The following is a 21,896-nucleotide window of genomic DNA, read 5'->3' on the forward strand; positions in this document are numbered from 1 at the left end:
CGACTTCAGGGGAACGATCGGCTTCACGTAGTTCTGTCCAACAGTATAAGTTGCACAGCAAATCCATCCTCCAAGGTTGTGCGCCCCTCCTAAGGTGCTGATTCGCTCGACATTGCCGATAAATGTTGTTGAGTTGTTGGTTTGTAGAGATCCAGACGCAGAATCTGTGTGCTAGCTATAGATGTTCGGTTCCATATAGCGTTATACAGTATATTGGGTACGATTCTGCGAGTAGAAGGCTCGAGATAAGCACGAACGCGCTCGAGAGCCGATCCACAATTTACTTTGTCAAATACCAGTTTGACCAAGTAGATTTACGAGGGTCGATGCTGTACCCCACAGTGACAACCGTGCCTGAACGAAATTCCGAGGTTACGACTGGTTCTCGAAGCCGCAACCCCACGGATACGACCGTCGAGAACATGGTCGACCGCTACCTCACAAAGAAACTCGAGGCCGGCGGCAGCCGGGAGGCCATGCGACGGCCGCTCGAGGACTTCGCCGAGTACTGCGACGACCATGGAATCGACAGCGTCGACGAGCTGACGAGCGACGACGTGCGCGACTACGGGCTGGCAGTCCTCCGCGAGAAGTACATCGACGGCGAGATCGGCGGGTCGACGGCGAATACGTACTTCCGGTACGTCCGGGCGTTCCTCTCGTTCTGTGTCCGCGACGGCCGCCTCGATACGAATCCGGCCGACACGGAGGCCGCCGAGGAGTTCTTGCCCGAAGACACGCCGACTCGAGACACACAGTTCTGGGAGCCTGAACAACGGCAGCGACTCCTCGAGTACGCCGACGAACGCGTTACCATGGCCCGTGAGGATCGGATCGACGTGCCGGTCGCCCGTGCCTACCGCGACCGCACGATCGTCGTGCTGCTGGCCGAACTCGGCCTCCGTGGGGCCGAACTCTTTCGCGACCCGAACGACGACCGACGCGACGGCCTTCGATGGGGCGACGTCGACCTCGAGAACGGCCGCCTGGAAGTCTTCGGGAAGTCCCGTGAGTACGAGACCGTCGGGCTCACCGACGCCGCTCACAACGCCCTCTCGCGCCTCGAGCACGTCCACGACCCACCGACCGAGGACTGGCCGCTGTTCCCGACCGGCCACGCGGCGTCGAAGTACCAGGCGGTCGAAGACGCGATCGGCGAGCGTCCCGACTCGGGGACGGATATCGATACACTCTTGCGGGAGCAGGCGATCGCCCCGCCGTCGATCACCAAGGAAGCGGGCCGACAAGTACTGAAACAACTGACCGAGGAAGCCGGCATCGACGTTGAGGGCGGGTATCTGAAACCCCACGGCGCACGACGGGCGCTGGGAGCGGAGTTGTACGAACAAGGCCACTCGGAGCTTGCACAGGCAGCGTTGCGGCACCAATCGATCGAAACAACACACGAAGCGTACTCCGATATCAAAGCCGAAGACGTGGCCGAGTCGATCGACGAGGTGCGAGAGTAGCCCTTTAAGTCAAATTCCGTACTGGGCTACCACTTAATACGGATGCCACTCGAGCGGCGCATATGGCGTCGTTCATCAACGCTGACGAATCGGAGTATCCGTGCCCCGAATGCGGCTCAAGCAAAACGTACGAAAACGTCCACGACCAAATCAAGTGTAAGGCCTGCGGCCACGAAACGACTGTCGGTGAAGTGGCGGATCAATCGGACGGCGGAAGCAGGTTCGGAGGGGTTCTATGAGCGATACAGGCGTTGCGTATTGCCCAGAGTGTGGCTCAAAGTACGATATCAAGTATCCAAAACGAGCGTTCACCCCCGACAAAACCGAAGCGACTGACAGGACGTGTCGACACGGCGACTACGTCCACGTCCACAAGGGACAGTAGTCAATATTAGCCCGAGTCGACGTACTTGAACCCCTGATACGCGACGGTCTCGCAGGGAAGCGGTTCGTCGACGCGCTCGAGCGGGTCGAACCCAAGCTCACCCTCGGCGACCTCACGAATCTCGCCACGGGCGTAGACGCGGTCGCCGTCGGTGAATAGCACACTCGCGCCAGGCCCGGTCTGTCGGGGCATTCCTGAGGCGGTCCAAAAGCAGTAGTAGTCATCGGGGTGGAGACATACCACACCCTGTCTACCAAAATTATAATGTGTTTGCTACGATGAAATCGTGTTACTGAGAATGACTATATCGAAGTTGCAGCGGGTTTATTACTGGCACGTGGGGAATGTTAGAGACCACATATATAATGAAAAAATGGCAGCGCATGATATAAAGAAAAAACGATCTGGCGGCTCAAATGTGGTTATTGGAAATGGGCCCGCCATCTTTGGATATTTTTATGGGAGACTACTCGGGCGTGGCTATGCCCAATCGAAGGAACTAGGCTGGAAAGGAAGATTGATGCGACTATACGGCCCAATTAGCTATATCCTCTTAGTAGGTGTGCTGTTCCTCCTTCTTTCCCTGGTGTTGGCGTTGTTTGAATTGACGCTCGAAATTACGCTTCCTCCGACCATTGCACTGTCTGTAATGGTCTTGGCAGGAGTTCCAAACCTCCATGGCCGATATTTAGCCAAGAAAGATGCTAAGGAAGCAAAAAAGCTCGAGGGGTTGATAGCCAACCCTGCCGCTGGAGAAATCGATACTGCGATTGAAAATCTGGCCCACCGCCAAGAGCGGGTGAATAAAGCCGCTTTGAGGGCTGCCGCAGATATTTTGGAAGACTCCCCGGGAAAAGCGATCAAGTACAGCTCTACAAGTGCTGAATCGATATACACTGAACTTGTACGGCAGGTACAGAGTGGCGACGAGGAAACCAAAGAGTTAGCCCTCAAATCACTGCTCTGGATCTCTCGAGATCACGGTCACCTTCCATACCAACATGCAAAACTATACAGTAATCTCCTTCAAGTAACTCATTCTCCGATCCAGATCTATTCAACGCTGATTCTGGGCAACATCAAACTAGAAGACCAAAGCCAGTACAAAGCATGTGCTAAGGCCATTAAACCAGTCGTGCAGGATCCAGATGCCGAAGTTCGGAAAGCTGCTGCAACCGCACTTGGGAATTTGCCGTGTGACGTATCACTCAAACTCTTGAATCACTTGGCGAAAGACTCAGATCGGAACGTTCGTCACACAGCAAATGAAGCATTGCAACACATTCGGTGACTCAATAATTACTCTATTCGCTCGAGCACGGCCTCGGCCCGCTGTGCGCCGACACCGGGCACGCCCTCGAGTCGCTCCCGATCGCTTTCTCGCAGGTCATCCAGCGAGTCGTACTCGCGGGCGATCGCCTCGCTAATCTCCTCGCCGACGCCGCTGACGTCTTCGACGACGGCCCGAATCCGCTCGTTGCGGTCGTCCAGGTGGAACTCGAGGCGGCGTTCGTACTCCGCGTGGTCGATCTCACCCGCGGCGTAGGCCTGTCGGGCTTGTGCGACCGGGTCCGGGTCGGACTCGAAGTAGTCCTTGGCGTAGGACGCGAGGACGACCGCGACGGCGAGGACAAACCACAGCGGCAACGGATCGCCGGACATGGCTACTCACTCTCGAGTCGTTCCCGTTCCCGCCGCACGCTCTCGTATTCGCGGTCGAGCATGATGCTCGCGACCTCGAGTTCGGCGTCGTCCTGGCCTTTCTGGTAGCCTTGCCGGTAGCCGATCTGGAGGATCAACAGCGTCCAGAGCGACCCGATCGTGAAAATGATCGCCGGTTCGATCATGCACTCCCAAAGTCCCCGAGACTCGAGTCGTCGGGATGCTCGCCGCGTTCGTGGTCTTTCGTACTCCGATCGCCGGGCTTGTACGCTCGCGAGTCGGACAGCGTAAAGTGCGACCGGGCGGCTTCAACCAGATCCCATGCCTCCGATGGCATCGACCGGCCGTCGACGTCGGGCGACCGACTCGCCATCGTCTCGTTTCGCAGCTCACGAAGCTCCTCGATACACTCCGATTCGTACCACGTCAGCGCGTCGAAGATCGGCGTGAGCGTCCAGTCTCGTCCTGCTGGCCCACGAAGGAACAGCGCCCCGACAGCGTCGAGAAAATCGTCCCGGACGGGCTCACGGTCGCCGTTGCCGTCCTCACGATCGAGGCCGAACCACAGTGTTCGGTCACGTGTCCGAACGGCGATCGGTCGCTCTTGGGTCGCTGTCTGTCGATACAACGCCCAGGACTCGGTGTCGTCGTCGACGCGGAAGGCGAACTCTGGATTTGACATAGTTTAGGCCTCCCACTCGCGGACCTCCGCGAGTGCGGTCTCGAGTTTCTGCTGGTTGAACGGGTCTGATTCAGCCTCGATCTCAGCCTCGAGCCGGGATTCGGGCATGAGTCGTGCCCGGCGTTCGTAGTGTTTCGCGCAGAGGTACCGACCCTCGAGCCGACCGATTGGATTGGTCTGGCACCGTGAGACGGCACAGTGTTTGTCGCGAACGGTTCCGGCGAAGGTCTCGAGGAGATTCATGCGCGCGCTCGCTCCGGTGTCCGCTGGCCGGTATCGATCGGCTCGACGTACTTGTACCCCTGATTCGGGACGGTCGTCGGACACTCGAGGTCGACCTCCCACAGCGGGGAGAACCAGATGCGTCCGCTCTCGGTCCCGCGTATCTGTCCACAGGCAACGAGTTGACCGTCTTGTTCGAACCAAATCCGCTGGCCGAAGCGTGTCTGTTGAGGCGTTCCGTTGACCGTCCAGTAGCACTGGTGGTCGTCAGGAACGTTTTTCTCGAGTTTGTGTTCGATCTGTTCGTCGGTCGCGTGTACGAGTACGTCTTTGGGCGTCATATCCGGGTCTGGGAGCTTGTCGGTCGTGTTCGGGCCAAAATCGAGTTGGTCCTCGTAGTCGTCGCCGTTCCGGGTATCGAGTTTCGTCACGGCGTAGCCGTCGTGACGCTCGACGACCGGGAGTTCGACGACGCGGACGGTGGTCGGCGCAGCGCCGGGCCGGATGAGTACGAGTTCCTCCCCGTCAAACGCGATATCGGCCAGCGACGGCTCGTTGACCGTATCCTCGAGCCGCTGGTATGCGATCGCGAAGAACCGGGCGTCGGCTTCGGACTGTGCGGCCACGCGGAAGTACGCCGCGTGAAACGCGCCGTGCATCCCAGCCGAAACCGATGCCACGAGATACACAGTGTGGTCGTTGTCGGGCGTCTCGTCGTGGTGAACGTCGGGAAATTCGAAACAGTCGGGACAGACTGCGTTCCGTGCGAGGTAGTTCGCTCGCGTGTCGAACGGTTCACCGCAATCTGAGCAGGTGTGCGTGTCCATAGCTGACAGTTGGTGAGTGGTTCCTAGTACGTTTCGCCGACAATCTTGCTCTCGCACGTACGCGGATGTATTCGATATCGAAAGCCGGCGATCCACTGGTTTCGCTTCCGATACCCATGCCTCGAGCGTGGAGATCCGTCCTTCTCTCTCATAATGACTTAAACGCTTCAGCGAGCGGCCGAATCTGCCGTCTGAGGGTTAATTCAACGCAAAAGTGATCGACACCAACTTCCAATTACAAGACCGTACTCTAGATACGTACGCCCGTACCCCTGCAACCCCAGCAACAGACCCACAGTCATCCTCTCTCCTCTTACAGTTGGAATAGCGTCTCTAAGGCCAGCGATTAGCTGTGGATAGCGTGATTCGTCTTTGTCCACAGCCGCTCAACAGTCTGGTTCGAACGTCGGTGTCGAACTCGTTGTGATATGTACCCGACCGTCTCGGTGTTCCGAAATCAGGCTGCCCCCCTCGAGATCGTCGAGTGCGGCCTGGATCTCCCCCTCGGCGACACCATGTTCGTCACTTACCGTGTCGATCACCTCTCGCGTCGCCGTATCGTAGCTCGAGCCAGCAGTGCTTAACCGATCGACGGCGTCGAAGGTCCACTTCCGAACTTTCCAATCCGCGACCTCGTCGACCGTCGCGGGCTGTTCGCTCTTGTTGATCGAGACGGCGTCGAGATACGTCTCGAGAACAGCCTCGTCCTGGTCGGGCAAGATATCGTATGTTCCGACGATCGTCACCACATCACCGGCACTAACGGTCTCACAGAGGTCTTCCCACAGGAACACGACTTCGACAGGCGGGTCGTCCATCGACGAGTCGGTTCGTTGGAGTTCAATCCGCTGAAAATCGACGACCTCGGACTGCCCGAGATGAAATCGGAACGCGGAGCTTTGCTCGCAGCCCTGGCACTGCCCTGGCTCGAGGAGGTCGCCTCCCGATTGTGGCACGCGCGTCAGTGTGCCGCACAACTGACATTCGAACGCGGCCTCGCGAGCGCACGGTTTGACCATGCCGACGTCGACCACTTCGCCCGTGACGCCGATCAACTCGCCGAGCGCCGACGAGCCGTACTTCCCGACGCGATAGGTACGCCGTTCGGGAAGCTCGTACACGCGGACGGGCGTGTTAATGTAGCCAAGCGAGGAGAGTGCGCTCCGAGCGCCTTTCAGCCCGTTGTCCGGGTCCTCGAGCACGAGATCCGCAAGGTCACGGTCGGCATCCTCGATCGCTGGCCACGGCACCCGGACCGAGTCGGGGCGGCCGTCCGACTCGAGGTACCGCGACAGTGGTCCCTCGAAGGCCGCTTCCCAGTCCATCGTTATCGGTCCACCTCCTCGAGTGCGGTTTCGACCGCGCCCCAGTCGACCTCGAGCACCTGCTGGCCGACCGGCGTCAACGACCACACGTCGTTCCGGCCGTCTTTCTCGAGACACGGACCAAGCCCGTTGTCCTTCGATGCATGGTCTCGCAACGTGGCTTCAGCAAAACTCGGGTCGAGTGCGGTGTACAGTTCCCCGTAGCTTCCGTAGTCGTTCGCTTCGACGAGTTCGCACGTCTGGATGAACTCCTGCCGGAGCGAGGCATCTTTCCGGAGCCACGCCGAGATCGCCCGCGGCACGTCGTACCGCGTTGCGATATCCTCGTAGGTCGTTTCCTGCCCGACCTGCTCGAGCGTGATATCCTGCTGTCGATCCTGGCCGTCGACGGGCTCGAGGACTAATTCCGACGGGACGGCGTAGTCCCGCCGGTTGCGGAGTACCCACTGCGTGAGCCGATCCGTCACCGCTGTCTCGGCGTCGTCGTACTCGAGGACGGCCAGTTCGGCGGGGAAATCCTCGTCACGGAGGTACCAGCCACCGATCGCCGGGTATCGATCTGGAGACACAACATCGCCGCTGATTACGTCGACCCACCATTCGGGAGCGGTATCCTCCGACCACGGCGGCGTCGGCGACTCGCGGACGCGAGCGCCCCAGGCTTTCCCGTAGCGGTCGCGCCAGACCTTGTCGCCGAGGCCGAGACCACACGGTGCGCCCCGCCATTCGATCGGCCAGAACGGTTCCCCGTCGGCGTAGATCATACCGGTTCCGGTTTCGAAGGTTCGCAGTTGCGTGAACTGTTCCGGGGTGAAATCGAACTTCTTGTCGAGTTCACGAACCTGTTCCTGCCCCTGCCGAAGCAGGATCTTGGTGTCCATGTTGTTCCGCACGGGTCGGAGGACGTCGTTGAACTTCTGGGTCGAGCCAAGCAACAACACTCGTCTCGAGCCCCCCTGCGTGGCGATAATACGGAACGTCTGCTGGAGGGCTCGAATTTGGTCCTTGTACCGGGCGTGTTGAATCTGTGATGGCGCGACGTTTTTCAGCTCCCGAACCTCGAGACAGACCCGCGGCAGGCGCGGCCACTCGTCGCGAGCGTCCATGATCTTCTGAAGCCAAAGGTCCATGATCGTGTACTTGAACCCGTCACTCGCGTCGATGAAGTTACAACACAGCACCGCCGCCGTCTCGTTATCCGACAGCATCTCGCGGAAATCCAGGTTCGTCGATGCATCCGGCGACGCAATGAACCCCTCGCCGGCGAGTCGTGCGAGTCGTTGCGCCGCCTTTTCAACGGCCTGTTCGGCCGACAGCGAGAACGAGGCCTCGTAGGTTTCGACCGAGCCGTCGCTTTTGTGCCGGTCCTGTTTCTCGGTCCATTCGATCGTGGCCTCGAGCCCTTCGGCGAAGTCGAACAGCAGGTTGATGAGTTGATCGACCTGTTTCGACCGGTTGAGTGTAATCTCCAGGGCTTCTTTGATCCGTAACTCGAGGGATGGATCGGAGTCGGTGACGCCGGCCAGCCGGAGGATATCCTTCGGCGTGAGCATATCGATCCCCAGCGTGAACGGCTCGAAGTTCGCCGGGAGGACGTCCGGTGTGCCCTCCATCCGCGGGACGTAGACCGTCGTGTCCATTGCCCGCGGCTGCTGGTTGAACCGCTCGAGGTTGTTCCGAATCACCTCTTCATCATTCGGAATCGCAAGCATCGGCGTCTCCATGCGGCCGTCATCGTGTAACGAGATGTACTTGTAGCCGTGCTCTCGCCAGAGGTTCATCCCGATCGACGTGAGTGTCGAGTCTTTCCCCTCGCGGGGCTTGGCGATCGCGAGGATGTGGTCGCAATCGTCGTGGGGAATCGCGACCTCTTTGTCCTCGAGATCGGCGGCTTCGTCTTTCGAGACACGACGCCGCCCGATCGGCGTCACCTCGTCGATATCCGGCGCGTGCGGAACCTCCTCCGGATCGAGTTTTTCGAGGTAGACCGGCGCGTACTGCGAGGGGTCAGTTAACGAGGTGAGGTGGTTGAGTTCCTTCGCGATCTTGGTCAACGTCTCGAGTTCGCGTTCCGGGCTCGGCGGCGAGTAGCCGTTCGCACGGGCGGCCATGTGGTCCCGAAACCGGGCTTTCGTCCCGCTGTCGACGAACTCGCCGTCGTAGGCCGGTTGCAGGATCGACTCGAGGTCGTCGTCGCGTTTGAGAATCCAGTGGAGCGTTCGCAACAAATCGTCGGCTGGATACGCGCCGTCACCGGACAGTGACCACCGCGTCTCGGCGATCAGTTTCCGGACAAGCGCCTCGTGTTCGGCCCGCGACTGTTTCTCGGTCTGTTCGGCGCTTTGCTGCTGGAGGTTCTCGAGTGCCGTCCCAACGTCGGTCTCGTCTTTCGCCTGGATTGCCTCGTATTGGACGGCGTCGTCCGTCTCGAGAACCGCTTTCTCATCGTCGTCTGTCGGTTCAGGTGGGTGGGGCTGGCTCATCGCAATCAGTCACCTCGAGCGGTCGCAACGGCCGGCTGTTCGCCGTCGAACAACTGTGCGGCTTCCGGAGTCGGGATGAACCCGCGGAGGCTGTCTCGCGGATCGACGGTCGGGAGTTCGTACACCGGCTCGCCCTTCTTGTGCGTGAACCGATCGGAGAACTGCGAATGCCGTTCGGACACGTCCGGGAGCCGGTTCTTTTCAGCGGGGAAGACGAGCGTCAAGGTCTGAGTCTCGCCGGAGGCGTCCCGGAACTCGACGTCGCGTTCATCGAGCACGTGGGCGTCCTCGACGAGCCACTGGTACTCCTCGCGGACGAGTTCGGGATCGTGGCCGAGGCGACGTTCGATCTTCGAGGAGGTCGGCTGTTCGATCACGAGCCACGCGAGTTCGGCCTTTGGAATGAGATCGTCCTCGGCGGCCTGGACGCGCTGTTTCAGGTCCCGCAGGATCAGGGGCCGAATGACGTTCTCGCGGTGTCCCTCGAGATTCGGCTTCATTTGGGCGAGACAGCGGGCGTACCGCTGGAGGTCCGATGGAGCGACACACTCGTCGGAGACGTGCTGGTGCATCGTGCGAGCGGTCTTGCGGACGAACTCCTCGCGGTCGTAGGAAGCGTACCGCCGTCCAGCGATGAAGCCCATGTATGCCGTCACGTCCGCGGTCTCGACGGTCTTGAACTGGCCGGCACAGTCGAGCCAGTACTCCTCGCCGGACTCGGCACGGTAGCGTCGCAGGCGGCGTTGGCGGCGGCGTTTCACAATCCAGAACCACCCGAGGCCGACAGCCGTGCTCGAGGCCAGCATGAGGAGATACATCGGGACCGTTGTCCACAGGCCGACCGCGAACAACTGCAACCCGAAGGTCACGCCGAAGGGGACGCCGAACTTGACCGCAGCGTCGCCAGTGCGAAAGCCACTCTGGAGGTCGAGCCAGAGGTGTTTGACCTCCTCGAAGAATCGGACGCGCCACGGGACGGTCGGTTCGCCGATTTCGCCGGTCTCGTCGGGTTCGACCTCCGAATCAGGCCGGGAAAGTCGGTCTATGATCGACTCGAGGGAGGGAGTTCGAGCCGACACGAAGTCTTTCACACGCTCCCAGTGAGTCGGTTCGAACTCGTCCCGATCGTAGCCGGCCTCGGCGAGTTCGGCCTCGAGTGCGGCCCCGTCTTCGATGCCGTCGGCGACCGCGGCGAACGGGTCCTGGTACTCGAGGTCGTCGATCTCGTCGCGGACGGTCTCGAGTTCGGCTTCGATCTGGTCACAGTGCTCAAGCAGACGGGACGCTTCGTCGACGGATGCCTGCGAGTCGCCGTCCATCAGCTCGTACAGCGACGCGCGGCTGTCACCGAGGAGGTCATTAAACGTCAGGTCGGCCTCGAGCGCGTTGTCCAGCAGTTCTTCGACACGGTCGGCCCGTTGTATATACTCGGCGACGAGTTCGTCCTCGCGGGCATACAGCGCGTCGAGACGCGTAATCTCGAGGTCAGGCCAATGCACGCCCTCAGTATCATCACCGTCGTCGGCATCCCAGAACTCGACTGTGTCGTCGTCGTACTCGCCCTCGAGGGCGGCATCGATCTTCGCCGCGATTTCCTCGCGACTGTCGCCCGTTGACGCGATAATTCGAGTACAGCCGTCGGTCGTCTTGATCTCGTCACGCAACTGTTCGACCGTCTCGACGGCCCACCCGGAGACGTCGGCCGCGAGTCCGGCATTACGACCGCGGCGGAAGAACAGCCACCGGCGCGTGAGCCACGCTGCGATAACGACCGCAATGAACGGGTGCGTAAGGATCGTCAGCAACGGGCCGACGATCGGAGCCGACGAGCCGGAGGTGTCGATTCGAGCGTTCATGAATAGCCACACGCCGACACCGATGAACCCGAACAGGGCAAAGACCAGCAACGTCGCGAGTCGCTTCGGTGCCTTCCGCGGATCGCCGAACACGCGGTGACTGAGTCGCGTCAGCGGTGACGGTGACGACTCACGTTCGGGATCGCCTTCGTCGATCAAAGACAGCGACACGGATTAGTCACCTCCAGCGGGCGACGGCCCGCCAGTCGGTCGGTGATCTGTTCGAGCGGCGTTCGAGGACGTTTCTCGTTCTTCGTGGTCTCGGCGGCCGGCGAGTCGGGCGTTCAGTTCTTCGACGGTGCGACGGGCGTCACGCACCTCGTTGCCCCGGTTGTACTCTTTCTCCGCGACCAACAGCGCCGCTTCGATGTTCGACAGTGCGGTCGTCGGTGCGAGCCGCCCCTCGAGCACGAGCGGAGCGAGCCACGTCTGTTCACGGAGTTGGTCTTGCGTCAGCGGATCGACGTCTCGTAGGTCGTCAACGCCGTGGTGAGCAAAGACGGGGTTGCCGTCATCGTCGTACTCGATTCGCCCGTTCTCGGTCGTCTTGACGACGCCCTTGCAGGCGACTTCGACCATGTCGTCGACGGTTTCGATTCCGAGTTCCTTCCAGTAGCGGGCCGCGTTTGGCCCGATTTCGGTTACGTCCTCGAGTGGATGCTTCGCCGCGGCGTTGCGCCGGTCCTCGTAGTCCTGGCGGACCGCTTCCCGCATGAGTTCGGCGCGACTCTCGGCCATCTGCTGGAGACGGAGAATCCAGCCGTGTTTGCGCTCGAGGAAGATCGCAAGGCCGGCAATGATCCCGATGGCAACGACCCACGAGACGAAGTTCTGGCTCGCTGCAATCAGCAGCGAGATGAACATGAGGACATGCTCGGTGAACAGTTGGTCGAACAGTTCGGCACGCTCCTCGGTGTGCTGGAGGTACTCCATCGCTCCGCTGGGCGTTCGCTCGAAGCCTTCAGCCTCGGCCTGGTTCTTCGTGTAGTCGATGAAATCGGCGTAGGCGGCGTACTCCGCGGCCTCAACCGAGACGTCGGTGTCTGTCGCATACAGGTCGATCGAGTGACTCGAGTCGTCGGCGAAGAACAACTCCGCCGTGAACAGCGTCGGCGATTCGCCGGCCGCTTCGTCGTCGTACTCGACGCGGATCACGGTGCCGTCGCCCATCACCCGGACGTCGGCGTTTGACTGTTCGATCCGAGCCGATTCCACGGGATCGGACAGCGAAAACGTCGCGAACGGGCCGGACGTGTTGTACACTTCATCGGACGACTCGGTGTCGATCTCGAGGTAGTCTTCGTCGGTCGTCTCCGGCGTGACCCGGACCGAATCGGCGATCGTCGGGCCGTCCGCTGTCGGGTCGACCGCCGTGGTATTCGATTCATCAACGTTCGGCATCGGGGCATCACCGGCGGCCGCGGCAGGTGCAACGGCCCCGATCACAGCCCCGACGCACAGTAGGGCGATGCACAGCAGAGCGAGCCGAGTTGTTACTCGGCGGTGAGTGTGACTAAGCATGAGTGGTCTCGTGGTCAGTCGCTCGAGGCCGATTGACGGTCGGCCTCACGGTCGTCATGGCGGTACTCCCGGCTTCGGGACGGCCGGTCGGGCTCGAGAACGTCTTTCGCCTCACGGAGCCGGCGCATCCCCGCGTCTTCCTCGTTCGTAAGGATGTTCTCGATTTCGGCGAGCTGTTCGGAGAGAATCGAGACCTGAATCCGCTCGGCCCGGAGTTCGTCCTCGAGTTCGCTTTTCTCGTTCTCGAGTGCCTGGAGTTCGGACTTGCTCTTCCGATCCGATGGGACGATCTCGTAATCGGCGACGCGGTTCGGGTTATCGATCGTGTTCTTGTCCTTCGCGCGGACCGTAACCTCGCCGCGGCGTTCGTCCCAGACCGCAGAGTCGTCCTCATACGGGATCTCCCACAGCACGAGGTCGTCCGGGAGACGGTGGTCCGAATCCCGAAGCTCCGGGTCGTCAGCCACGAGCAGCGGCCGCCAGAACAGCCCGAGGAACGGGTTGGCTTTCAGTTGGGGGAGGAGTTTCGTCCCATCCTCGGTGATACGGACCTTGCTCCGATCGAATCTGACCGTCTGGCGTTGATTGCCCTTCTCCGTCTCGAGCATGATCTGTAGCTCCCCGGCCTTGGCGTTCTGTTTTGCTTTGAACCAGACGCCGCCGCCGACACAGACCGCGCCGAAGACTGCGTACTCCACGTAGTCGGCGTAGACGGCTTCGCTCGGTGCGCCGGTAGCAGCTACTTGGTACATGGCAATCGCCAGATACAGCACGAGGACGATAACGGCCCCGAGAAACGCCTTCGTCATCGGCGTCTGTCTCGAGACACGGTGCCGGAAGCCGACGCGTCGGTGGCGTTCAGTCCCGTCGACGGCCAGCCGATCCCCGGTACTCTCCGTATCGTGCTCGTCGTCGCCCAGCGACGTCGTGAGCAACACGAGCCGGTAGAGAACGTACAGCCCGAAGAGGAACGCGACACCGCCGATGACCGCTGATTGCCAGTCGATCACGGTGCATCACCCTCCTCGTCGCCCATCACAGCGTCGATCGTCTGTTCGATCGCTTCGCGGTCTTCCGGCGACGGCTGTTCGTCGAACTGCGTGGTCACGCCGTCGGTGGTCTCCGAGCCAGTTCCCGCCGAGAGGGTGTCGACAGCACGGGCGTTGAGTTCGTACCCGCGTTCGAGGAAGTCGCCGTAGGAGTCCTGGTAGGCCTCGAGTTCATCGAGGACAACGTGACAGTCCCACTCGATTGCGAGGTCGGTGAGCTTCTCGATAACGTCCTCGTCGGACTCTGCTGTCCGGAGAATCCGCTCCATCGTTTTCGTCACGGAGTAGCGTTTGACCATCGGGCAGGCGACGCCGTAGTGGGGACAGCCTTCGCAGGCGTCCGGAAACGCCTCTTCCGGGTCGTCGATCCGACGGTGGTCACGCATCTTATTCCCGCGTTTCAACTCTCGAAGCCGAGATTTGACCGCACTGCCGACACTGCCGTCGGGGAGCGAGACTGACTCACGGAGCCACTCGTCTATCTCGCGGTACAGCTCGGGATCGTCATCACGGACGTACTCGTATTTGTTCGCGAGCGTCCGTCGCAGTTCAGAGAGTTCGGTCCGTTCCTCGTCGGTCGGTGACGCATCACCGTTCCGTCTCGATGTGGTAATGTTCGTGCTCATGGGTTCGGTTGAAGATCGCTGAGGAGGTCGGTCGGTGGCTGCACCTCGAGCGGGAACTCGGGTGGCTCGTCGGTCGGGAAGACGACCACGACGCCGCGATCGCAAAACGCCGCGTACTCGCGACAGCCTCGTAACGGGTTCCGCGACGAGCGCGAAAACAGGACGTCGAAATACAGTTGGATCGCCTCTTTGTTCGTCGTGACTGTGCCGGTCGTGTAGGCTCTGGATTTCGTCATGTCATCGGTGTGGTTGGAGTTATAACCGCGAGCGAAACGAAAATCGTCACTTTGAGCGGTTGTAGGGCGTCCAGTTGGCGACCCGTCGTCGCCACCCGCCCGGACTGGCGTTGAGATCGCCGTTGCGAACCCGGCGGGTGTTACTGAACAGGAAGTACGACCACAGCGCGAGAATAGCGACACCGGTCACGTAGTAGCCACCGACGATCGAGAACACGCCTGCAAGAATCCACAGCAAGTTGAACGGAATGCGGGCGATACTCTCGAGCGTGCGGGATTGGTCATGAAATCGGAGGCTCAAGAAATAGCCCCCGACGACGCCGGCAACGATCAGGACGATTGCAGCAATCACTGATTCTCCCCTCCGCTCGAGTTGGACTGGTTGGTCGTATCACGACTTTGGCCACCGTTCCCGTCGCGTTTCGACGTGCGACTGAAGGGGTTGAGACCACGGGCACGGCGCTTGCGGCGGTTCTGCTTCCGAGCGTTCTTCCCCTGGTTCGTCACCAAGATGTACTCTGGGACGAACTCGAGGAGGGCGTAAAACACTACCAGCACGGTGATAATCAACAGCGTGAGTGCCCAGCCGCCCGGATGGAGGAGGTTTGCCAGCAGGAACAGACCGATCAACGACCCGACGACGATCTGCGAGAGGTTCATGCGATCACCCCCGCTGGACCGGCCATGAACAGGTCGAAGTTGAAGTTCACCATATCGGAGAGCCCCGCCCGGATCGACCGCACGTCGTGGCGGATCGTATCGCGTGTGTTCGGGTTCGCCGTAAACTCGACTTCGACCTCGCCGGGAGCGTAATCGTCCGTGTCGAAATGCAGTTGCAAGGACTCGCCGTCGTCGACAGTCCGGTAGAACGCTGGGGCCGAGCTATCGGTCGAGATCGGCTTCCAGTTCTCGTCGGGACTCGTTCGATAGACGGCGTTCCAGTCGTCGATCGACTTGCCATCGTTCTCGAGTGGCACCGTGACGATCGCCCCCTGCGAGGAGTTGATTTCGTAGACTCGTTGCTCGAGGTCGGGCTCGTCGGTCAGTGATGGAAGCCGATCGAGCCACCGGTCGGTGTCCGTCGCCTCGTCCTTCCAGGCGACACCGAACACGCGCACGCGGTTCGGTGCAAACGTGACCTCGGAATTGGCATCAAGGCGGAACGTGACCTCAGTGTAGCTCATATCTCGGTCGAAGTCGTGGGTGTTTCGCCACGTTGATTCGGTGTCCCCGTCGGCCGCCGACACGTCGCCGACGTCGGCCGGCCGCACCATATCGGGATGGATCTTGACGGTCATCTCGACGGGGTAGGAGTTGGGATTCTCGGCCTCGAGTCGGACGAAGACGTCCGTCTTTTCGATCTGTGTACGGACGTTGCGATCCGTCGACTCGACTGCCTGCGTCTCGTTGAACGTCTCTGCGTAGGCGTCGTCGGTGAGGTAGTCGTCGTGAACGACCTCGACAGCGTCGTCCTCGTCATCGCTTTCGGTCGCCGCAACTGCAAACCCGGTCGCGAATAGGCTTGCAACCAGACAGACGGCAACCGCGAGCACGAGGAGGCGCGCCGGTTCGAGCGTGCCCCGCCCGTTGCGTCGTTCGTGTTTCGACCGGCCCGGGACCAGCCGAAGATAGATCCCGTACAGCCAGTTGCCGAAGCCGCCGTCGCGGAACCACTTGAGTGCCCCGCGCATCTCATCGACCGGGAGCATGACCGCGGCCGTGACGAACGCCCCGACCGCTGCGAGCCCGGCGACGATCGCCAGATCGGCCGCGTGCGAGAACGCAGCGAAAAACACGAACAGCACCGGAACGATCGCCTTCGAGATCGTGAGGAAGACTCCGCGCTCGAGGCGGCGAAGCCCGTTCCAGAAATCCGTGCGACGGCCACGACCGCGCGGGCCGTCATCACCTCGTTTCCAGGGCATGGTCACCTCCGTGGGCCATCGTTACCGCGGTCCCGCACATCGATGAACTCGACGACGTTCTCGAGTGCGTTTCGAAGAACGTGGGGTGTCGCTTGCCCCGCTGTTCGGACATCCTCTGGGGCTCGGCGGAGTTGGTCGCCGAAATCCCACCGAGCCGGAGTGAACAGCTTCCGAATTCCCGCTCGGAAGGCCACCCACACGAACAGTACGAAGTTGCCGATCGTACTGACAACGGCCGTAATCGGGTTTGGAATCTCTCGAGTCATGGTTACCTCCGTGGGCCGTCGGCGTTGCGGCCACGGTCGCCGAGACCGAGCAGGTAGGCCCCTGCGACGAGGACCGCAATCAGGATGATCGTCAGCCGTGCGTTCAGCGCGAAGAAGATCAACAACAGGATCGCCGCGACCGCGATCGCGACGCCCTTGAGGATCGTGTCGAACTTCGTCTCGGTGACCGATGCGGCTGCTTCGCCGCTCGAGTCAACTGCATTGTCGACCGAATCGAGAAGGCGGCTAATCAGTCCCATCTGCGGGTCACCTCGAGCAGGTCCGTCGTCGTGTATTGGTGTCGTGACATTGTGGATCGTTATTTTCGTGGCCCGGAGCGGTTCCGCCCGCGGCCAGGAATGAGTTTCTTGACTGCCCACCAGAGTCGCCGGAACTGGGTCTGGAACCAGTTTTCGTGGGCCTGTTTCCCGCGGTCGCGTTGCTTTTCGGAATCGTACTTCGCGAACCGTCCGTTTCGATCGCGTTTGCGGTCGTCCTTGCGTCGAATCATGGGTCTATGCTGATTGCTTGCTGTCTAACTCGCCAATCAGGATCTCGAGAACGTGTTTCGACTCCTCGCCGAACCGAAGCGACGGGAGGTACCGGCCCTTGAGTTCTTCAACGTAATCGGGCTCGGGCAGCTCGTGGGCTTCGTCCTCATCCTCGGCAATGAACCGAGTGCGGAACGTCTGGAGTTCGTCGGCGGCGTGTTCGGCCGCCTTGTTCCGGATCTCGACCTTGTAATCCGGCTCCTCCGGCTCCTCGAGTCGCCACTCGAGGTCGGTGTACGACTCGGTCTCGTCATCGTAGACGGCCTCGAGCGTCGTCTCGACGCGATCATCGGCAAATAGCCAGTTCGTTGAAACAACGTCAACACCGAGGGTAACCGTGCCGAGTGGTGAGACGTCGTCGTACTCGTCGATCAGCCAGTTGCCGTAGCCGAGCCACGCGTCGGTGTTGGCCGTGAACTCGTTTCGCATCCGGTCCGCAAGCGTCTGTACTGGCGGCGATGCCCCGACGCTATTATATCGGGACAAGAACCCAGCAATGAGTGCGCCACGGTCACCGGGTTCGACCTGAAGTTCGGTCGCGATCAACCCCTGTGGCGGGGTGTTGTCTTCTGTGGCGCTGGCGCTCGTCGTCAGGCCGACAGTACCGACTGTCGCCGCCGTACCGGTCGCTTTGACGAACCGTCGTCTCGAGTAGTCGTCTGGTTTGGGTGTCATGTGCACAGAAATGGATGGGTGTGGGTGACGGTCGACGACTGGAGCGCGGACTCGAGGAAAGCGAGTCCGCGTGCCCTCTCCTGTCTCGCTCGTCAGTGCCCGGCATGGCGACCGGGCAAGCCCGCCCGCGGGATCGAACCGCGGTGACGCCGTCGCGGGTGCGCGAAAGAACGATCGGGGTAGCAGGTCCGCTTACTCGCCAATTCGGCGGCGCGAGACGAGCAGTGTCGCTCCGAGCAGCGGGATGCCGTAGGTCAGCACGCCGAACGACTGCGTCAGGCTGTAATCGAGGTCCTCACGCAGGTCGCCCGGACTCGGCAGGTCGTTCGCAGCCATCGTCATGTCGACCGTGCTGTCGTCCGCAACCGTGTCGTCGGCGAGGTTGACGACGTGTGGCCCCTCGTCGTTGAGCACGATGTAGTCGTCCTCGGCGGCGTCGACGCTGTTCCCGTCAATTTTCTCACCGGGCTCGTCGTAGAAGACGTACGTGATCGACCCGTCGAGGTCACTGTTCATCATGTACGCGAGGCGGTCGCCCGACTCGGCGTCGTCGGGGATCGCCGCGTCGATCTCGTCGCTGACGTTCTCGTCGGAACTCGAGACATAGATCTCGTCCGTGTTGCTCGAGACGTCCGGTGCGGGATCGATTTCGGCGTCGGTGCGGTCCCAAATCGTCCGATCGAAGACGGTGACCGAATTGTTCGTGTAGTCGGCGCGAGCGTCGCTCTCGGCGTCGAAGATGTGGATCTGCGAGACTTCGTCGCCGTTCTCGAGCGTGCTGGTGAACTCGTTGGCCGGCGCGTCGGCGTCGTTGTTCGCGACGGCGACCTGGAAGTCGGCGTTCTCGTTGATCCCGACGTCGAGTCCGCGGAGGTCGGCGTGCGAGATGTCGATCTCGTAGGTGCCGGGCGTGTCGGTACTCGAGTCAGCCTGCGAGACGACCGTCACGTCCGAGACCGTGCCGATCTCGTGGCCGTCAGCGGACATGATCGTGGCCTCGAGATTGTCCGTGTAGGCTTCGACCTCGAGCGTTTCGGCGGCCGTGCTCGAGCCGTTGTAGTTCGACACCGTCGCGCCTTCACTGAGCGCGGAGTTCGACGTGACCGACGGCGTGTCGCCGACGACGATCGACAGAGCGTCCGTCCCCGCGTCACTGTCGACCGACGTGCCGGTGTCGTCGAACAGTTCGACGCCGACGTCGTAGCTGCCCGCGTTGTGCGGGTTCTCGACGCCCGAGAGCGTGACCTCGATCGTGTCGGTGTCACTCAGGGTGACGGTTGCATCGAGCGTCACCGTCAACGTCGTGTCGTCGGCGGCCTCGACCGCGCTAACGGTCTCGTCGGTGCCCGCAATCGAGACCGTCACGTCATCGGCCCCCAGGCCCGAGACGTCACCGGCCTCGTAGTCGATCTGGATCTCTTGCAGGCTCGGTGAATCCGTGTTGTCGTAGTCGGTCGAGATCGTATGGTCAGTCGTCGCGCCGGTACCGTCGTCGGTTGCCGTCACTGTCGGTGCCGTGATCGCTGCCGCGCCGCCCGTGAAGGCCACGCCGACCACCGAAAGGGCCAGCATGGCCGTCATGAACAGCGTTGCAACTCGTTTGAGGTTCGTCATTGGAATTGTGTTGTAGGAAGGGGTTAGTTAGCGGGCTGTGCGTCTCGAGAACGGCTGTCGGCGGGGGAATCCCTCGGATCGGTGGCGGAATGCCTCCAGTGCTGTAGCGAATCATGGTTACTCGTAGGCGAGTTCGTCGCGATCGGTTCCCTGCGAGAGGCCGAGCGGGATCCAGACGTTGCGGGCGAGCCACGCATCACGGGTGTCCTCGCGCCACCAGTGCTCGCGGTCGCCGTCGTAGAACACGAACGGGTTCTCGACAGCCTCGTAGCTGGTACTCGAGTACCGGCCGTTGTCGTACCACGTCTCGCGTGTCTCGAGCCAACTGCCGTACTCCGCAAAGTCCTGCACGTACTCGCCGTCGGCGCTCAACGCCGGGGTAAAGAAGTGGTTGTGCGGCCGGGCAACCGCGAGCACGACGTGGGTCTGTTCACCGGCGACCCGGTCCTCGACGAAATTCGACGCGTCGCCGTCGATCCGCAGCCCGTAGTGATGCCCGCCCGAACACCACACCTCCTCGATGGTCTTGTCCGGCTGCCGGAACACGATGATCGGCTCGTGGTCGGTGAAATGAGCGTCCTTGAAGTCGATATCCCACCCCAGATACCAGAGCACGCTTCGCTGCGTGTTGCTCCGGACCCAGTAGTAGTGGGCGATTACGTCGTGCTCGGTGCTCTCGGCCGTCCAGCCGTACATGCCGCGGACGTCGCTTTTGGCCTCTCGAGCTTCGTCCCACGGGAGGTGGTCGTAGCTCAACTGCGGCTGGAACTCGAGCAGTTCCTCACGATCGTCCCGAACCTCGATGTGGTCCGGTGGGGCAGGGTTGCCGGCGTCGTCGCGCTCGAGGTCGTCCTGCCGGCCGTCGGACCCACCGAAGGGGCCGAAAAAGGACGGTGTCGCCGCGGTCGCGAGGAATGTACGTCGCTGCATGAGAGTCACCCGAGGAACCCGGCGATTGTCCGGCCGCGTGTGGCCGCCAGCGCCTCGTTGAACGCGTCGCGAGCCTTTGCGTCGTCGTCGCGGACGGCTTCTTGATCATCCTCGTAGTCGGTGCCCTCGAGTGCGGCCTGGACGTCCAGCAAGCCGTGTTCGGCCTCGGTCGTCCCGAAATTTGGCACCGGGTAGGCGTACTTGGTCAGCCGCTCGAGGATCGTCTCGTTGTCGTGCCCGACGCCTGCGAGGACAGCCGCCGCGCCAGTAACCATCGGCGCGGCCATGCTCGTTCCGCTCAGTGTGCCGAACGGATCGGCGGTGACGTTCATCCCCGGCGCGGCCAGTTGCGGCCTCGCGCCCTCCGACGCGCCCTCCGAGAGGTCTTGGGTGCCGGGTGCGGGGCCGACGTTACCGAAATAGGCGATCTGTGTGTCATCACGGTCGCCGCTCTCGGGGACGTTCGTCGCGTTGACGCCGACGGCCTCGTCAACAGATGACGGATGAGCCACGAACGTGGTCGCGTAGCGGTCATTCCCGACCGCCACGGCGGGGAACACGCCCGCGTCCCAGGCGTCGGCCAGCGCGTCGGCCAGCGGCTCAGACCACTGGGGCGAGCCCAAAGAGAGGCAGGCCACGTCCGCGCCCGCGTCGACGGCGAGTTCGACCCCGGCGACGATATCGGCTACCGACCCCGAGCCGTCGTCGGCCAGTGATTTGGCGACTAGGATCTCGGCGTCCGGCGCGAAGCCCTGGTAGGCCGGATCGTCGTGGTTCGAGGCGATCGCCGCCGCGACCCAGCTCCCGTGACCGTCGCCGTCGGCAACCGCCCGCGGGCCGTTCGCATCGACGGTCTCGTCTTCCCCGCCGGTGAAATCAGTCGACTCGGGGTGGAACCGGTTGGTCCCGTCCGCGTCCTCGAACAGCGCCCGATCGTCCGCTCCGGTGTCGATCACGGCGACCGTGACGCTCGAGGTGTCCACGCCCGCGAGGAAATCGTCGTCGGCGCGGACGAGTCGGCGGGCCTCCCGGAGCGTCGCTTCCGGCGCGTCCTCGTCGAACGCGAGGCCGTCGTCATCGGGCGTCGGGTCGGTGCCGAGCGCGGTCGTCAGCGACAGGCGATCGAACAGTCCGAGATCGTGGTCGACGTCGCCTTGCGCCGCGAGGTCGGCAGGCTCGAGCACGTCCGGTCGATCGAGGAACGCGTCGGGCGCGGCGTACTCGAGGTAGTCGAGATCGGTGAGCCCGCCGCTGTAGCGGTCGATCCCGAACGTCGTCGATCGGCCCGCGTCCGACCACGACATGCTCACGGCGAGCATGTTGACTCCCGAGAGGTCCCGGTGGATGCTGGCCGTCTCGGTGGTCTCGAGCCACTCCTCGAGTGACTCGCGGTGGTCGGCGTCCTCGTACCGAAGGACGAACCCGGGATAGCCGTCACGGAACGTGTCCACGTCGACGTCGCTCTCGAGGGTGGCCGGCGTGAACGCCTCCGGCGACCCCACGGCGAGGCCGCCGAGGACGGCGGGCGTCGTGGTTGCGGCTGCTGTAGCTCCAACCGTCGTGAGGAATGTGCGTCGTTGCATGAAGATCAC

25 protein-coding genes are annotated in these 21,896 nt (G+C 61.9%); 3 read left to right on the forward strand and 22 right to left on the reverse strand.

Annotated elements, in window-relative coordinates:
* Positions 1–422 precede the first annotated feature (422 nt).
* Positions 423–1,469 (forward strand): tyrosine-type recombinase/integrase, encoded by a 1,047-nt coding sequence (locus CHINAEXTREME_RS20425; protein ID WP_007139940.1) that lies wholly within the window; start codon positions 423–425, stop codon positions 1,467–1,469.
* Positions 1,470–1,531: 62 nt separating this feature from the next.
* Positions 1,532–1,708 (forward strand): eukaryotic translation initiation factor eIF-2-beta/eIF-5 family protein, encoded by a 177-nt coding sequence (locus tag CHINAEXTREME_RS21625; protein WP_156875552.1) that lies wholly within the window; start codon positions 1,532–1,534, stop codon positions 1,706–1,708.
* A gap of 152 nt (positions 1,709–1,860) precedes the next feature.
* Here CHINAEXTREME_RS21625 and CHINAEXTREME_RS21630 read toward each other — a convergent pair whose 3' ends face one another.
* A complete protein-coding gene (locus CHINAEXTREME_RS21630; protein ID WP_156875553.1) occupies positions 1,861–2,016 on the reverse strand; it encodes a hypothetical protein in 156 nt (51 codons plus the stop codon).
* 136 nt (positions 2,017–2,152) lie between these two features.
* Here CHINAEXTREME_RS21630 and CHINAEXTREME_RS20430 point away from each other — a divergent pair, with 136 nt between their 5' ends.
* A complete protein-coding gene (locus CHINAEXTREME_RS20430; protein ID WP_081605832.1) occupies positions 2,153–3,145 on the forward strand; it encodes a HEAT repeat domain-containing protein in 993 nt (330 codons plus the stop codon).
* 8 nt (positions 3,146–3,153) lie between these two features.
* On the opposite strand, the gene CHINAEXTREME_RS20435 is transcribed toward CHINAEXTREME_RS20430, so the two are convergent.
* The 21 genes from CHINAEXTREME_RS20435 to CHINAEXTREME_RS20540 form a co-directional block, all read right to left on the reverse strand.
* Positions 3,154–3,516: a helix-hairpin-helix domain-containing protein gene (locus CHINAEXTREME_RS20435; RefSeq protein ID WP_007139939.1), complete on the reverse strand. Its 363-nt coding sequence runs from the start codon at positions 3,514–3,516 to the stop codon at positions 3,154–3,156.
* 2 nt (positions 3,517–3,518) lie between these two features.
* A complete protein-coding gene (locus tag CHINAEXTREME_RS20440) occupies positions 3,519–3,701 on the reverse strand; it encodes a hypothetical protein (RefSeq protein WP_007139938.1) in 183 nt (60 codons plus the stop codon).
* A complete protein-coding gene (locus tag CHINAEXTREME_RS20445) occupies positions 3,698–4,198 on the reverse strand; it encodes a hypothetical protein (protein ID WP_007139937.1) in 501 nt (166 codons plus the stop codon). The genes CHINAEXTREME_RS20440 and CHINAEXTREME_RS20445 overlap by 4 nt, the downstream gene beginning before the upstream one ends.
* 3 nt (positions 4,199–4,201) lie before the next feature.
* Entirely contained in the window at positions 4,202–4,441 is a 240-nt protein-coding gene (locus tag CHINAEXTREME_RS20450; protein WP_007139936.1) for a hypothetical protein, read from the reverse strand.
* Positions 4,438–5,247 (reverse strand): hypothetical protein, encoded by an 810-nt coding sequence (locus CHINAEXTREME_RS20455; RefSeq protein ID WP_007139935.1) that lies wholly within the window; start codon positions 5,245–5,247, stop codon positions 4,438–4,440. Before CHINAEXTREME_RS20455 ends, CHINAEXTREME_RS20450 begins: the two co-directional genes overlap by 4 nt.
* 386 nt (positions 5,248–5,633) lie before the next feature.
* On the reverse strand, positions 5,634–6,572 hold the full coding sequence (locus CHINAEXTREME_RS20460; RefSeq protein WP_010546857.1) for a minichromosome maintenance protein MCM: 939 nt from the start codon (positions 6,570–6,572) through the stop codon (positions 5,634–5,636).
* A gap of 2 nt (positions 6,573–6,574) precedes the next feature.
* Entirely contained in the window at positions 6,575–9,055 is a 2,481-nt protein-coding gene (locus CHINAEXTREME_RS20465) for a hypothetical protein (RefSeq protein WP_007139933.1), read from the reverse strand.
* A gap of 5 nt (positions 9,056–9,060) precedes the next feature.
* On the reverse strand, positions 9,061–11,082 hold the full coding sequence (locus CHINAEXTREME_RS20470) for a hypothetical protein (protein ID WP_238593409.1): 2,022 nt from the start codon (positions 11,080–11,082) through the stop codon (positions 9,061–9,063).
* 3 nt (positions 11,083–11,085) lie between these two features.
* A complete protein-coding gene (locus tag CHINAEXTREME_RS20475; RefSeq protein ID WP_007139931.1) occupies positions 11,086–12,312 on the reverse strand; it encodes a hypothetical protein in 1,227 nt (408 codons plus the stop codon).
* A gap of 134 nt (positions 12,313–12,446) precedes the next feature.
* Entirely contained in the window at positions 12,447–13,442 is a 996-nt protein-coding gene (locus CHINAEXTREME_RS20480; RefSeq protein WP_007139930.1) for a hypothetical protein, read from the reverse strand.
* Positions 13,439–14,107, reverse strand: a complete 669-nt coding sequence (locus CHINAEXTREME_RS20485; protein WP_007139929.1) for a hypothetical protein — start codon at positions 14,105–14,107, stop codon at positions 13,439–13,441. The genes CHINAEXTREME_RS20480 and CHINAEXTREME_RS20485 overlap by 4 nt, the downstream gene beginning before the upstream one ends.
* Positions 14,104–14,343: a hypothetical protein gene (locus CHINAEXTREME_RS20490; protein ID WP_007139928.1), complete on the reverse strand. Its 240-nt coding sequence runs from the start codon at positions 14,341–14,343 to the stop codon at positions 14,104–14,106. Before CHINAEXTREME_RS20490 ends, CHINAEXTREME_RS20485 begins: the two co-directional genes overlap by 4 nt.
* A 46-nt stretch (positions 14,344–14,389) precedes the next feature.
* Complete coding sequence (locus CHINAEXTREME_RS20495; RefSeq protein ID WP_007139927.1) at positions 14,390–14,695, reverse strand: hypothetical protein; 306 nt, start codon at positions 14,693–14,695, stop codon at positions 14,390–14,392.
* A complete protein-coding gene (locus CHINAEXTREME_RS20500; RefSeq protein WP_007139926.1) occupies positions 14,692–15,003 on the reverse strand; it encodes a hypothetical protein in 312 nt (103 codons plus the stop codon). The genes CHINAEXTREME_RS20495 and CHINAEXTREME_RS20500 overlap by 4 nt, the downstream gene beginning before the upstream one ends.
* The gene (locus tag CHINAEXTREME_RS20505; RefSeq protein WP_010546856.1) at positions 15,000–16,268 is read right to left on the reverse strand and encodes a hypothetical protein; all 1,269 of its coding nucleotides are present in this window, start codon (positions 16,266–16,268) and stop codon (positions 15,000–15,002) included. Before CHINAEXTREME_RS20505 ends, CHINAEXTREME_RS20500 begins: the two co-directional genes overlap by 4 nt.
* 268 nt (positions 16,269–16,536) lie before the next feature.
* Positions 16,537–16,794 (reverse strand): hypothetical protein, encoded by a 258-nt coding sequence (locus tag CHINAEXTREME_RS20515; RefSeq protein ID WP_007139924.1) that lies wholly within the window; start codon positions 16,792–16,794, stop codon positions 16,537–16,539.
* 59 nt (positions 16,795–16,853) lie between these two features.
* Positions 16,854–17,045 (reverse strand): hypothetical protein, encoded by a 192-nt coding sequence (locus CHINAEXTREME_RS20520; RefSeq protein WP_007139923.1) that lies wholly within the window; start codon positions 17,043–17,045, stop codon positions 16,854–16,856.
* A 4-nt stretch (positions 17,046–17,049) separates the two neighbouring features.
* Positions 17,050–17,760 (reverse strand): hypothetical protein, encoded by a 711-nt coding sequence (locus CHINAEXTREME_RS20525; RefSeq protein WP_238593410.1) that lies wholly within the window; start codon positions 17,758–17,760, stop codon positions 17,050–17,052.
* A 192-nt stretch (positions 17,761–17,952) separates the two neighbouring features.
* Entirely contained in the window at positions 17,953–19,374 is a 1,422-nt protein-coding gene (locus CHINAEXTREME_RS20530; RefSeq protein ID WP_007139921.1) for a DUF2808 domain-containing protein, read from the reverse strand.
* 117 nt (positions 19,375–19,491) lie between these two features.
* Positions 19,492–20,304 carry a hypothetical protein gene (locus CHINAEXTREME_RS20535; RefSeq protein WP_007139920.1) on the reverse strand — a complete coding sequence of 271 codons (813 nt, stop codon included), beginning with the start codon at positions 20,302–20,304 and terminating at the stop codon, positions 19,492–19,494.
* A 5-nt stretch (positions 20,305–20,309) separates the two neighbouring features.
* A complete protein-coding gene (locus CHINAEXTREME_RS20540) occupies positions 20,310–21,887 on the reverse strand; it encodes a S8 family peptidase (RefSeq protein WP_238593411.1) in 1,578 nt (525 codons plus the stop codon).
* Between the last annotated feature and the right edge of the window lie 9 nt (positions 21,888–21,896).

Source organism: Halobiforma lacisalsi AJ5, from assembly GCF_000226975.2.
GTDB lineage: Archaea > Halobacteriota > Halobacteria > Halobacteriales > Natrialbaceae > Natronobacterium > Natronobacterium lacisalsi.

Bases quoted from the DNA above. Each gene is read 5' to 3' on its own strand.
- CHINAEXTREME_RS20485 (WP_007139929.1), bottom strand. From the start codon at position 14,107: ATGAGCACGAACATTACCACATCGAGACGGAACGGTGATGCGTCACCG.
- CHINAEXTREME_RS20460 (WP_010546857.1), bottom strand. From the start codon at position 6,572: ATGGACTGGGAAGCGGCCTTCGAGGGACCACTGTCGCGGTACCTCGAG.
- CHINAEXTREME_RS20450 (WP_007139936.1), bottom strand. From the start codon at position 4,441: ATGAATCTCCTCGAGACCTTCGCCGGAACCGTTCGCGACAAACACTGT.
- CHINAEXTREME_RS20540 (WP_238593411.1), bottom strand. From the start codon at position 21,887: ATGCAACGACGCACATTCCTCACGACGGTTGGAGCTACAGCAGCCGCA.
- CHINAEXTREME_RS20455 (WP_007139935.1), bottom strand. From the start codon at position 5,247: ATGGACACGCACACCTGCTCAGATTGCGGTGAACCGTTCGACACGCGA.
- CHINAEXTREME_RS21625 (WP_156875552.1), top strand. From the start codon at position 1,532: ATGGCGTCGTTCATCAACGCTGACGAATCGGAGTATCCGTGCCCCGAA.
- CHINAEXTREME_RS20525 (WP_238593410.1), bottom strand. From the start codon at position 17,760: ATGACACCCAAACCAGACGACTACTCGAGACGACGGTTCGTCAAAGCG.
- CHINAEXTREME_RS20535 (WP_007139920.1), bottom strand. From the start codon at position 20,304: ATGCAGCGACGTACATTCCTCGCGACCGCGGCGACACCGTCCTTTTTC.
- CHINAEXTREME_RS20425 (WP_007139940.1), top strand. From the start codon at position 423: ATGGTCGACCGCTACCTCACAAAGAAACTCGAGGCCGGCGGCAGCCGG.
- CHINAEXTREME_RS20465 (WP_007139933.1), bottom strand. From the start codon at position 9,055: ATGAGCCAGCCCCACCCACCTGAACCGACAGACGACGATGAGAAAGCG.
- CHINAEXTREME_RS20505 (WP_010546856.1), bottom strand. From the start codon at position 16,268: ATGCCCTGGAAACGAGGTGATGACGGCCCGCGCGGTCGTGGCCGTCGC.
- CHINAEXTREME_RS20475 (WP_007139931.1), bottom strand. From the start codon at position 12,312: ATGCCGAACGTTGATGAATCGAATACCACGGCGGTCGACCCGACAGCG.
- CHINAEXTREME_RS20435 (WP_007139939.1), bottom strand. From the start codon at position 3,516: ATGTCCGGCGATCCGTTGCCGCTGTGGTTTGTCCTCGCCGTCGCGGTC.
- CHINAEXTREME_RS20530 (WP_007139921.1), bottom strand. From the start codon at position 19,374: ATGACGAACCTCAAACGAGTTGCAACGCTGTTCATGACGGCCATGCTG.
- CHINAEXTREME_RS20515 (WP_007139924.1), bottom strand. From the start codon at position 16,794: ATGGGACTGATTAGCCGCCTTCTCGATTCGGTCGACAATGCAGTTGAC.
- CHINAEXTREME_RS20490 (WP_007139928.1), bottom strand. From the start codon at position 14,343: ATGACGAAATCCAGAGCCTACACGACCGGCACAGTCACGACGAACAAA.
- CHINAEXTREME_RS20500 (WP_007139926.1), bottom strand. From the start codon at position 15,003: ATGAACCTCTCGCAGATCGTCGTCGGGTCGTTGATCGGTCTGTTCCTG.
- CHINAEXTREME_RS20520 (WP_007139923.1), bottom strand. From the start codon at position 17,045: ATGATTCGACGCAAGGACGACCGCAAACGCGATCGAAACGGACGGTTC.
- CHINAEXTREME_RS20445 (WP_007139937.1), bottom strand. From the start codon at position 4,198: ATGTCAAATCCAGAGTTCGCCTTCCGCGTCGACGACGACACCGAGTCC.
- CHINAEXTREME_RS20440 (WP_007139938.1), bottom strand. From the start codon at position 3,701: ATGATCGAACCGGCGATCATTTTCACGATCGGGTCGCTCTGGACGCTG.
- CHINAEXTREME_RS20430 (WP_081605832.1), top strand. From the start codon at position 2,153: ATGACTATATCGAAGTTGCAGCGGGTTTATTACTGGCACGTGGGGAAT.